Annotated in this window: 9 protein-coding genes; 5 read left to right on the plus strand and 4 right to left on the minus strand. The window is 37.4% G+C overall.

Translation table 11 applies throughout. The features are described from left to right. Positions 1-253: 253 nt before the first annotated feature. From rlmN to CVS92_RS05730, 4 genes are read right to left on the minus strand one after another with little or no spacing between them, the layout of a single operon-like run. The gene (gene rlmN, locus CVS92_RS05715; RefSeq protein ID WP_107788815.1) at positions 254-1,390 is read right to left on the minus strand and encodes a 23S rRNA (adenine(2503)-C(2))-methyltransferase RlmN; all 1,137 of its coding nucleotides are present in this window, start codon (positions 1,388-1,390) and stop codon (positions 254-256) included. Continuing rightward, complete coding sequence (locus CVS92_RS05720) at positions 1,387-2,067, minus strand: purine-nucleoside phosphorylase (protein WP_103600591.1); 681 nt, start codon at positions 2,065-2,067, stop codon at positions 1,387-1,389. The genes rlmN and CVS92_RS05720 overlap by 4 nt, the downstream gene beginning before the upstream one ends. After that, entirely contained in the window at positions 2,067-2,822 is a 756-nt protein-coding gene (gene hisF, locus CVS92_RS05725; RefSeq protein WP_107788816.1) for an imidazole glycerol phosphate synthase subunit HisF, read from the minus strand. Before hisF ends, CVS92_RS05720 begins: the two co-directional genes overlap by 1 nt. Beyond that, positions 2,819-6,103, minus strand: coding sequence for an AAA domain-containing protein (locus tag CVS92_RS05730; protein ID WP_107788817.1), 3,285 nt, complete (start codon positions 6,101-6,103; stop codon positions 2,819-2,821). Before CVS92_RS05730 ends, hisF begins: the two co-directional genes overlap by 4 nt. A 106-nt stretch (positions 6,104-6,209) precedes the next feature. Between CVS92_RS05730 and rsmA the strand changes: the two genes are divergently transcribed. The 5 genes from rsmA to CVS92_RS08995 all read left to right on the plus strand — a co-directional run bounded on the left by rsmA (position 6,210) and on the right by CVS92_RS08995 (position 12,240). Then, positions 6,210-7,052 (plus strand): 16S rRNA (adenine(1518)-N(6)/adenine(1519)-N(6))-dimethyltransferase RsmA, encoded by an 843-nt coding sequence (gene rsmA / locus CVS92_RS05735; RefSeq protein ID WP_107788829.1) that lies wholly within the window; start codon positions 6,210-6,212, stop codon positions 7,050-7,052. Next, positions 7,018-9,147, plus strand: a complete 2,130-nt coding sequence (locus CVS92_RS05745) for a ribonuclease J (RefSeq protein ID WP_199906411.1) — start codon at positions 7,018-7,020, stop codon at positions 9,145-9,147. The genes rsmA and CVS92_RS05745 overlap by 35 nt, the downstream gene beginning before the upstream one ends. A 9-nt stretch (positions 9,148-9,156) precedes the next feature. After that, positions 9,157-10,110: a KpsF/GutQ family sugar-phosphate isomerase gene (locus CVS92_RS05750; RefSeq protein ID WP_107788820.1), complete on the plus strand. Its 954-nt coding sequence runs from the start codon at positions 9,157-9,159 to the stop codon at positions 10,108-10,110. Position 10,111: 1 nt separating this feature from the next. After that, positions 10,112-10,885, plus strand: a complete 774-nt coding sequence (locus CVS92_RS05755; protein ID WP_107788821.1) for a pseudouridine synthase — start codon at positions 10,112-10,114, stop codon at positions 10,883-10,885. A gap of 83 nt (positions 10,886-10,968) precedes the next feature. Beyond that, entirely contained in the window at positions 10,969-12,240 is a 1,272-nt protein-coding gene (locus CVS92_RS08995; RefSeq protein ID WP_159070350.1) for a tetratricopeptide repeat protein, read from the plus strand. Positions 12,241-12,253 lie beyond the last annotated feature (13 nt).

Consider the following 12,253-nt stretch of genomic DNA (forward strand, 5'->3'; position numbering starts at 1 on the left):
TTTCTATTTCTCATAAACCTTTACCTACGTTTTGCCAAAGTTTATCACTTTTAAATACCACAATGATAATTTTGTAGTTTATGTAATTAATGCTCCATTTTATTTCTTTATGAGAGCTAGGCTTTATCTTGATGTTAAGGCTTAGAATTTATGCCTATCTTTTTCATCTTTTAAAACTTTTAAAATAAGTCCTAATCCAAGTAAAACCACAACAGCAACAAAGACTATTTCGGCTATATCAAGTACACTCATTCTAACTCACACTGGCTTTGCTATTATTTTCAAGCGACTGTGTTTTTAAATTTTTATCGCTGGAAATAGCTTTAAATTTTGCATTTTCATTGCGTTGTTTTAATTGTCCGCAAGCCGCACTTATATCAAGCCCTTTGCTCTGCCTGATCGTGCAAGTAATACCATGATCTCTTAGATATTCTTGAAATTTTAGCATGCTAGCAAGCTCAGGCCGTCCAAATTCACTGCCTTCATGCGGGTTAAAATAGATCAAATTTACCTTTGCCTTGATACCATGCAGTAGTTTTACCAGCTTTTTTGCATCACTAACGCTGTCATTCAGGTCTTTGATAACAAGGTATTCAAACATCACGCGTTTGCGCATATCGATAGGGAATCCCCTAACAGCATCCATAACAGCCTCGATATTATAAGCCTTATTTATCGGCATCAGACGGCTTCTAAGCTCATTAGTAACAGCATGAAGCGATATGGCCAATAACACACCAAGATCCATCTCGCCAAGCTTTTTTATCTGGCTGCCAAGTCCGCTAGTTGAAACGGTTTGACGACGCGGAGATATGGCTAGACCCTCGTTAAGTGCTAAAATTTTGATCGCTTTACTAACGTTAGCAAGATTATCAAGTGGCTCACCCATACCCATATAAACGACATTTATGCGTCTTTCATAAGGTATCTTATTCTCTCTTTTTATCCATAAAATTTGCCCCACAATCTCGCCTGCAGTCAAATTTCTAACAAGCCCGCCCTTTGCTGTTAGACAAAAAGCACATCCCATTTTACAGCCAACCTGTGAGCTAACACAAACTGTATAACGAGCATGGCGACTAATCTTTCCATTCTCATCACTAATCTCCTCTTTCATCGGGAGTAAGACACTCTCTATCTTTAGCCCATCTTTTAGCTCAAAAAGATACTTGATCGAACCATCACTACTTTGCTCAAATTTTACACATTTTAAAGGATCGATATAAAATTTTTCAGCCAGATCTTGACGCATATCTTTAGGTAAATTTAGCATTTGGCTAAATTCGGTTGCATTTTTTTTATATATCCACTCGTAGATTTGTGTTGCTCTAAATGGTGGAGAAACTAACTCTTTTAGCTCACCGATACTAAGATCAAGCAAATTTATCACATATTTTCCTTTATATATTTTGTTAGAATTTTCTTGGCCTCTGCGTGATTTTTTATAAAATCAGCATGTGCATTTTTATCACAAAAATTTGTCGCTACGAAAATTCCATAAGCTGGAATTTTAAAAATTTGAGCTACTTTTAGAACAGAAAAAAACTCCATATTTTCTAAAAAATAACCCTTTTCAAACATCTTATGAGCCAAATTTTTGTCTGTAGTTATGAAATTTGATGAATTTGTTTTGATAGTTCCACGTGAAACGATAGAAGAAATTTCACACTCAATCGGTGAATAAGATCTATTTTCTACGCTAGAAATTTCAATATTTGCCCCAACCGAGCTTTCATAAATTTGTAAAATTTCACCATCTTTATAAAGACCTGCCGAGCCAACGAAAACTATTTTTTCTGGCATCTGATACAAATTTCGTTCAGGATTTTTTGACAAATTTTGGCTTAGATTTTGTAGCTCTGGATTTGATGAGTTTGCAAATTTAGCTTCAATCTTTGTAAGATAGTGCGGATCGATATTTTTTAAATTTATACCCTTTTCATCCGCTCCAATACATGCTCGTTTCTGCAAAAATTTTGTCAAACTTATTGCCATATCAACTAGCCCCACACCCATTGGCAAAGCAAAGTCAAAAATTTCGTTTTTTCCAGCAGAGACAATCAACATCAGAGCCTAACCTCAACGCCATTTGCCTTGAGATACTCTTTTAGTTTTTTTATCTCGATTTCGCCAAAGTGAAATATCGAAGCAGCTAAACACGCATCAGCCCCAGCTTCAAAAGCCTCTTTAAAGTGCTCCATCTTACCTGCACCACCGCTTGCGATAGTCGGTATAGAAAGCGCGCTAAAGATCTTTGTTAGCTCCAGACTAAAGCCCTGCTTGACACCGTCGTTGTCCATAGAGGTTAACAATATCTCACCTGCTCCTCGCGACTCGACCTCTTTTGCCCAAGAAAAGGCATCTTTTTTGGTATCGATCCTGCCACCATTTATAAAAATGCTATAACCATTTTCAATCTTTTTAGCATCGATCGCTACCACAACACATTGCGAGCCAAATTTCTTAGCTGCCTCATCAATCAAATTTGGATCTTGTATAGCTGATGAATTTAAGCTTACTTTATCGCAGCCAGCATTTAAAAGGCGAGAGATATCATCGATCGTGCGTATACCTCCGCCAACTGTTAGTGGGATAAAAAGCTTACTTGCAACCTTTTTAACGACATCAACTATCGTATCACGCCCAAGATGAGAGGCAGTGATATCTAAAAAGCAAAGCTCATCAGCACCCTCGTCATTGTATCTTTTGGCTATCTCGACAGGATCTCCAGCATCGACAAGTCCTACGAAATTTACACCCTTTACAACTCTGCCATCTTTTACATCAAGGCATGGGATTATGCGTTTTGCAAAATGATTCAAATCTGTCCTTTATCTATTTTTCTAGCAGCTACTTCAAAATATGGCAAATTAGACCAATTTTCTCGGTTACCAACTATATAAACAACCTCTTTTGCTCTTGTTAGTGCTACATTTAGTAAATTTGGCGTACTAGCAGCCCATGCTCTAGCACCTTTTGTAGCACCGCCAAGAACAAAGATAACAATATCAGCTTCTTTGCCTTGCATGGTGTGAATGGTACCAGCCCCTTTTAAATTTTTACAAACATCTTTAAAAGGTGTTATTATTTTAACGCTATCTTTTAGCTTGGCTAGCTTACCATTTAAAAGCTCTTTAACGATCATACCTTCGGCTTTATTATAATTACCTATCCATTCATCACTACTAACATCAATCCATTCTGTTTTGATGTTAGGGTCACTAAGTTTACTTTCACTACTTCTACCAAGTATCATCATATTATCATATGTTGTTTCGTTTGAAATTTTAAACATAGGGTTGGCACACCTTCTATGAACGATAAGTGGCGAACCAACCCAAATGGACTTACCCTCTCCTTTTATATATGTACCAATATTTTGTACTTTATCAGCTCGAAGTTGAACTGATGATTTTAGTAGATTAAACTCATCCTTTGCATCACAGTAGCGTAAAATAGCGTTATTTAAAGCTGATGGCAATGTTACAACAGGCTCAAGTTGAAGTGGATCACCAACTACAACAGCCATCTTTGAACGAAGCAGTGCACCTAATGCGTTAGTTAAATTTGCCTGCCCTGCTTCATCTATTAAGAGCAAGCCTATATCGCCATTTAGTAGCTCTTTAAAGCTATTATTAAAAGATGCAAAAGTAGAACTAACAACTGGCGTTAGTAAAAATAATCCTTTTATTATTTCACGTCTATCTTTAGCCTCAAGCCCGTTTTTCTCAGCCATTTTTTCATCATTAAATATAACGCTAAGAGCTCGCAAATTTGTTCTAACAGCCTCTTTGCAAGCAAAAATAGTAGCTTTATGCAGATTAAGTGCTTCTTTAAAAAGCTTGATTCTTGCGTTAAAAAGCTTTGTCTTGTGGGATTTCCCATCAAGATCACGCTCCATCATAAATGGCATGCTCTTTTGTATTTCTTCATTACTCTGATTAAAACTACCATTTAAAAAGCCATCAAGTTCTTCACTTCTACCAATTAATTTTTGACGTCTAATAAAGTCATCATTAAGCTTGTTTAGATGGTCTATCTTGGTGTTAAGTTCTAAAATTTTCTCTTCAAGCTGAGTTATTTGAGCTTTTAGTTCGTTTAATTTTACTTCATTCTTCTCTTTATTTTCACTATTTTGCTTGCTTGCTTTCAAATTTTGCTCAGCTATTTGGCGATTTATCTCACTAACTTTTTGCGCTTCATTGTTATATTTTTCAAAAGCTTGCGTCTTTAAAATTTGCTGGAAAATAAAAAATGATGGCTTTGGAGGCGCACTCAGATACTCTTGTAAAATTTCATTTTGTCCGATAAGCTTTGTTAGCTCGTTAGCTTCCGTAGTCTTTTGCTCTAGCTCATTTTTGCTCAAATCCAGTTCATCTATTAGTGGCCTTAAAAGCTCGTCTATTTGCCTTGCTGAATTATAGTTATCAAGTCTTTTATCGATATTTATAAGCTCACTATTTATACTTTTTAGCTCCTCTTCTTTGATCCTGATCTCGCTAAAAAGTAGATTTACTTCATGTAGGGCTTGATTAAATTTCTCCTTTGCCTCGTCGTAATCATCAATTCCTTCACCGGTAGCCAAGTATTTGCCAAGCCCCATTAAAAAGCCATCTTGTTCTATAAATTCTTTAAATTCTTTTGAAATGTCTTCAAACTGACTATGCGTTTTTTCGATCTTTACGCCATTAATCGCGTTAAAAACAAAATTTGACTTATTTTGCTTTGAGCCAAGAGGTATGCAAAAAAGTCCCCATGCAGGTTTTGAGATAAAAGATTTTTCTCCAAAATTTGTCTTTTCATCGGCCGAGAGAAGCCTTGTAGCTATAAATTTAAAATAATCAATCTCGCCTGCATAACTACCAATACTTTTTAACTGGCTAAGCTCTTTACTTAAAATTTCAACCGCACCGTTATTGCAAGAGCTAACAACCATCTCATAGCCCTGGAGTTCTTTATTTAGAGTAAAATAAAGCACCTTATCGCTACTATCTCGAACTGGAGCAAAGATATCATGTCTACTCATTTGCGCGAGTTTCATCGCTCTAAGCGTAACAACTTCAGCCATTACGTCTTTTAAAAGCGTTGTTTTACCAGTGCCTGGAGCACCATTTACGCTATAGATTCCACCACTTTTTTCTTTAAATTTTTTAATGATGTTATTAACAGCAATTTGCTGTGAGAAATTTAAAGCGAAGTCGCTGGCAAAAGCCGATCTTGGATACTCTTCTGCTTTAAGAAAATCTCTAACAAGCCTTTTATTTTGCTCATCTCTTACATCAAGTCTTTCAAATTTATTCTCACTGCCCTCGTCTAGAAATTGATCCGTTAGCTCGTGCGTCCTACCTGACTCGTAAAATTTTATAAGCAAATTTATATCATCTATAAAAAAGCTATTTAAAAGGCTATCATTTTCTTTAAAATTTGGATTTATGATCTTTACTTCAAGCCTTAAGAAGTCATTACAAAATGGTGTTTTAAGTGCACTTTTTAGCTCATCGTTTATAAGCTTTATATATTTGCCAAATTCCATTTTTTCTTTATAGATAGATAGCTTGTCTTTTATACGCTCACACTCTTTGCTAAAATCACTTTGACTTATCTCTTTTAGATGATTTAGGCGAGCCGTTGCCCAAGGAGCTGTTGAGATGAAAAGATCATCAGATGAGCTTGGTGTAAAAAACAGAGTTAAATCATCATCTAAATCTACATCTTTTAAAGCAAAATTTTGATCATCTTTACAAAATACCAAATCACCAGCGAGCTTAAGCTTATAACAAAATGCCTTTTCAAAGCTCGTTTGCTCAGATCGTAGCTCATCTAAAATTTGCTCTTTTTCAAATTTCACCTTTGCCAGCTTTGAGATATAAATGGCAAGCAAGTCAGTCTCAAAAATACCGCCATAAATAGAAATTTCTATACCATTTTTTAAAAGCGACCTATCAAATACCCTTAAAATTTGTAGAAATTTCTCATCAAAATTTGCGATCTCAAGGTCTATTGATTTTTTAAATTTGGTATTTGTCTTTTTTGGCTCGTCTAAGGTTTTTGGCTCTAAATATTGTGATAATAAAAAGTATTTTAAGGTATTTGCTTTGCTCAAATTTATGCCCTATTTCGTTATTATTTAGTGATTATAGTCCATTTTATATATGATTAAACTAAACTTGTAATCATTGTATAAGTAATTTTTGGCTAATATCGCGGCTATGATAAAGGCAAAAAAGCACTTTGGACAGAATTTTTTACAGGACAAATCGACACTAGATAAGATCATCCAAGCGATACCCAATGACGTAGCAAACGTCGTTGAGATTGGGCCTGGCTTAGGTGATTTGACATTTAGACTTTTGCAAATTTACAAGACGACCTGTTTTGAGATAGATTGTGAGCTGTTTCAAATTTTAAAGGCCAAATTTGCAAATGAGATCCAAAATGGACAATTAAAACTTTTTTGTAAAGATGCATTAGAGCAGTGGCAGCAAGAGGGCGGACTAAGTAGTGAGAACTACTTTTTAGTCGCAAATTTACCCTATTACGTTGCTACGAAAATGATACTAAATGCGATAGATGACGAAAAATGCCTTGGGCTTATCGTGATGATACAAAAAGAGGTTGCTCTTAAATTTAGTGCAAAGAGCAAGGATAAAGAATTTAGCTCTTTATCGATCCTCGCTTCACTTCAAGGCAGGTGTGAACTCTTGTTTGACGTGGATGCAAAACTTTTTAATCCTCCTCCAAAGGTCACATCTTCAGTCATCAAACTACAAAAAACAAAAAAGATTTTTGGCAAAGATGGGATTTTCAAAGATGCAAAACAATACGAGGCTTTTAAAGTATTTTTAAGAGCTGCATTTGCTTCGCCAAGAAAGACGCTTTTGAAAAATTTATCTACAAATTTTGACAAAAATGCGTTAGAAGAAATTTTTGAAAGCCTAGCTTTAAACCAAAATTTACGTCCACACGAGCTAGATGTCGATTCTTATCTAAAAGTATTTGAAAGATTAAAGGAAGATAATGAACGACAAAAACGAAGAGAAAGTTGTAACTAATCAAAGCAAAAACAACAAAAGACGAAGATTTAGACCAAAAAACAAACCAAAACAAGAAAGCGAAATTACCGAGCAAGCTTCACTAGCAAGCAAAAGCGTGATAGATAACTTCTTTGCAGCAGAGCAAGCTGAAACTGAAACGCACGCCGAGCCAAATAGCCAAAATTCTCGCCCAAAAAAGCCAAGAAATAACAAAAATCAAAATAAAAATGGCGAAAATAATAAGCCAAAAGATCAAAAACAAGAACCACAAGAAACAAAAACCAAAACGCAAGAACAAAAAGAAAAGCCTAAAAAAGCTAAAAAGCCAAAGAAAAATTTACCTGCAAAACTAAATGGTAATGAGCAATGGCAGCAAGATATCGCAAGCGCAATGGTAGCAAACAAGGCCGTTCACGAGCTACGTCTAGAGCCGATGAAGTATCTAAACTCAAGCGAACATAAAATTCGCATAACTCCACTTGGCGGTCTTGGCGAGATCGGCGGAAATATGACGATATTTGAGACCGACACGAGCGCAATCATCGTGGATATTGGCATGAGCTTTCCAAGCGAGAGTATGCACGGCGTGGATATCCTAATTCCAGACTTTGACTATGTTAGAAAAATAAAAGATAAGATAAAAGGTGTCATCATCACTCACGCTCACGAGGATCATATCGGCGCGGTGCCCTACTTTTATAAAGAGTTTAAATTTCCGATTTACGCCACGCCGTTACCGCTAGGTATGATAAATAATAAATTTGAAGAGCACGGCTTAAAGCAGGAGCGCTCACTTTTCCGCTCGGTCGAAAAGCGCAAGCCGTATCTGATAGGGGATTTTGAGGTCGAGTGGATACATATTACGCACTCCATCATCGATGCTAGCGCGCTTGCCATCACGACAAAGGCTGGCACCATCATCCACACGGGCGACTTTAAGATCGACCATACGCCGATCGACGGCTATCCAACTGACCTTGGTAGACTTGCATACTACGGCGAAAGAGGCGTATTATGTCTAATGAGCGATAGCACGAACAGCTACCGTGAAGGATTTACCAAAAGCGAAAACAGTGTTGGCAAGACCTTTGATGCGATATTCTCAAAGGCCAAAGGACGCGTGATAATGAGTACGTTTAGCTCAAACATCCACCGCGTTTATCAGGCGATCGAGTGGGGGCTAAAATACAACCGCAAAGTCTGTGTCATCGGCAGATCAATGGAGAGAAATTTATACACTGCGATGGAGCTTGGCTATATCAAGCTTGATAAGAAAATTTTTATCGATGCAAACGAGGTTGGCAAATTTAAAGATAATGAGGTACTTATCGTAACTACTGGCTCTCAGGGTGAGACTATGAGCGCACTCTACCGAATGGCTACCGACGAGCACAAATATATAAAAATAAAGCCGACCGATCAGATCATCATCAGCTCAAAGGCGATCCCTGGCAATGAAAGCAGTATCTCAACTGTATTAAATTTCCTAATAAAATCAGGCGCAAGCGTCGCTTACCAAGACTTTAGCGAGATCCACGTCAGCGGTCACGCGGCACAAGAAGAGCAAAAGCTGATGCTTCGCCTCATAAAACCAAAATTTTTCTTACCAGTGCATGGCGAATACAATCACATCGCAAAGCACAAAGAGACGGCCATTAGCTGCGGCGTAGACGAGAGAAATATCTATCTAATGAGCGATGGCGATCAAATGGAGATCTGTCAAAAATACTTAAAACGTGTAAAAACGGTAAAAACCGGCAAAGTCTTCATAGACAATCAAATAAATAAACAAATTTCAGACGATGTCGTCATCGATAGACAAAACCTCGCTGAAGCAGGTGTAGTCATGATAATCGCTCAAATTTCACGTCATGGTGCAAAGCTTATAAACAAGCCTCGTGTTATTAGCTACGGACTTGTAGGTAACAAGCAAGATGCGGAGTTTAGCAAAAAGATGCAAGAAATTTTGACGCAGTTTTTAAGCAACGTCAAAGAGGAGCTTTTAAAAGATGGTAGATTGCTTGAGTCACAAGTGCGCCAAGTGATCAGAAAGCATATCTTTAGAAAGGTCAAAAAGTACCCAACTATCGTGCCAATTATCTATCTAATGTAAGGGAAATTTATGCAAACAATCAACCAAATCGCAGCCGAAGTTTTAAAGATAGAAGCAAACGAGCTTTTAAGACATGCTAAAAACTTAGAGATAGAAGATGCTGTAAATTTGATATATAACGCAAAGGGCAAGGTCATAGTCACAGGCGTAGGCAAGAGCGGTCATGTAGGTGCAAAGATCGCTGCCACGCTTGCAAGCACCGGCACGCCAAGCTTTTTCTTGCATCCAACAGAGGCTATGCACGGTGACCTTGGTATGATAGAAAAGGATGATGTTTTGTTAGCCATTAGCTTTAGTGGCGAAAGCGATGAGCTTATCAAAATTTTACCTCACGTAAAGCGCTTTGGCGTAAAGATCGTCGCAATGGCAAGAAGTAAAACAAGCTCACTTGGTAAATTTAGCGACTCTTTTATAGATATAAATGTAGAAAAAGAGGCGTGCCCACTAAATGCCGCTCCAACAGCATCAACTACGCTAACGTTAGCTCTTGGAGATGCGTTGGCTGTTTGTTTGATGCAAAGGCGAGGCTTCAAAAAAGAGGACTTTGCAAATTTTCATCCAGGTGGCAGCCTTGGCAAGAGGCTATTTTTAAAGGTAAAAGATGTGATGAGAAGCGAAAATTTACCGATAGTTCGCTGGAATGCGAGCCTAAAAAAGGCAATCGATACTATGACACACGGTAAACTTGGCACGGTCCTAATCGTCGATAAAGATGGTGTGTTAGATGCTATTTTAAGCGACGGCGATCTTAGACGTGCACTTGTGCGAGAGGACTTTGACCTAGACGAGCCAGCAATGAAATTTGCAACATTGCATCCAAAAGAGATAAACGACAAGGAAATGTTAGCTGTGGATGCGTTAGCTTTGATAGAAAAATATAAAATTCAGCTTCTTGCCGTTGTGGAAGATGGCGCACCTGTGGGTGTTTTACACATCCACGATCTTGCAAATTTAGGACTATAAAATGGAAAAAACAAGACTAAATAAATTCATCTCGCATAACACAAACTACTCACGCCGTGAGGCAGATGAGCTGATAAAAGCCGGTAAGGTTAGCATAGCAGGACGCGTGGTTAGCGACCTTGCCACAAGCGTGGATGAAGATGATAAAGTGCGTATAAACGGCCGTTTGATAAAGCTAAAAAAAGAATTTACCGTTATCGTCTATCACAAACAAAAGGGTGAGCTTGTTAGCAAAAAAGATGACCGCGGAAGAAAGACGATCTACGACACATTAGATAAGAAATTTGCAAAATTTGTTAGCGTAGGGCGCTTAGACTATGCAAGTGAGGGGCTACTTTTACTAACTGACGCCCCAGCGATCGCCACAGCACTAATGAATAGCGACTTAGAGCGAGAATACTATCTAAAAGTAAAAGGCGATGTAACAAAAGAGGTTATAGAAGCGATGACAAATGGCTTTTTCGCCAAGGACGCTACCAAAGGCGCACACGCAAAAACCACTATAAAATCAATGGAATTTAAGCCATTTCTGGCCTATAAAGTCTTTGGCTCAAGCGGTGGCTACACAAAACTAAAAGTCATCATCAACGAGGGGCAAAACAGGGAGCTTCGCCGCTTCTTTGGCTACTTTGACCTTGAAGTGATGGACCTAAAACGTGTTAGCTTTGGGCGCGTTAGCCTTGACATGCTAAAGCCTGGCAAATGGCGCTACTTTGAAAATAGCGAATACGAAGACCTAAGAGACTTTTTAAAGGTTAATAACGTTAGATACTAAATTTGGCTATTTCTCAAACAAAGAGATAAGCCAAACTAAAATAACTACAAATTTATTTAAAAATTTACAAAAATGGAGAAAAAATGAAAAAGGCTGTTCTTTTATACACAATCTTACTAACTATTGGATTCTCCAAGGATCTAGTAGAACTTGGACTTGAGGCTTACAGCAAAGGTGACTACAACAAAGCAGTCGAGATATTTACTAAAACTTGCAATGATGGAAATAATGGCAATTGCTATAATTTAGGACTTTTGTATATAAATGGCCAGGGTGTAAAACAAGACTACAATAAAGCAGCTAAATTATACGAAAAGGCTTGTAATGGTGAAATTATTCAAGCTTGTTATAACTTAGGATTTTTATACTATAACGGTCAAGGCACTACACAAGACTACTATAAAACTGCTCAATTGTGGCAAAAAGTTTGTGATGCCAAATATAGTATTGGTTGTTATAATTTAGGGCTTTTATATGAGGATGGTCAAGGTGTAGAGCAAGACCACAATAAGGCGGCTAGATTATACGAAGAAGCTTGCAATAATGGACATGCACTAAGCTGTTCTAATCTAGGTGTTTTATATATAAAAAACCAAGGTGTAGAACAAAACTATAACAAAGCCATAGAGCTATACAATAAATCTTGTGACGGTAAAAATGCTATAGGTTGTTTTAATTTAGGAAATTTATACGAAGAAGGCAAATATCTAAAGCAGGACTACTATAAAGCGGCCAATCTATATAAACAAGCTTGTGATGGCGGATATGCTAATGGCTGCTATAATCTAGGTAATTTTTATGAAAGAGGACAAGGGGTAGAGCAGGACTATACCAAAGCTATCAAACTATACGAAAAAGCTTGCGATGGCAATATCGCCCAAGCCTACCACAATTTGGGAGTTTTATATGTAAATGGTCTGGGTGTAGAGCAAGACTATTATAAGGCAGCTCAATTATGGCAAAAAGCTTGCAATGACAGATACAGTATGAGTTGTTACAACTTAGGAATTTCATACAATAATGGCCAAGGCGTGAAACAAGACTATTATAGAGCGGCTGATCTATACAAACAAGCTTGTGACGATGGAGTTAATGATAGTTGCTCTAATTTAGGAATTTTATATGAAAACGGTCAAGGTGTAGAGCAAGACTACAGTAAATCCCTAGAATTATATGAAAAAGCTTGCGATAATGGATACAATCGCGGTTGTTTTAATTTAGGAGCTTTTTATCTAAAAGGCAAAGGCGCAAAACAAGACTACCACATAGCAAAAGAATATTTTTATAAAGCTTGCGAATTAGGGCTTCAACCAGGGTGTGACGTTTATAAAAAGTTAAACGAAAAAGGCCTTTAATACTAAAAATAAT

Source organism: Campylobacter concisus, assembly GCF_003048555.1.
GTDB classification, from domain to species: domain Bacteria; phylum Campylobacterota; class Campylobacteria; order Campylobacterales; family Campylobacteraceae; genus Campylobacter_A; species Campylobacter_A concisus_AO.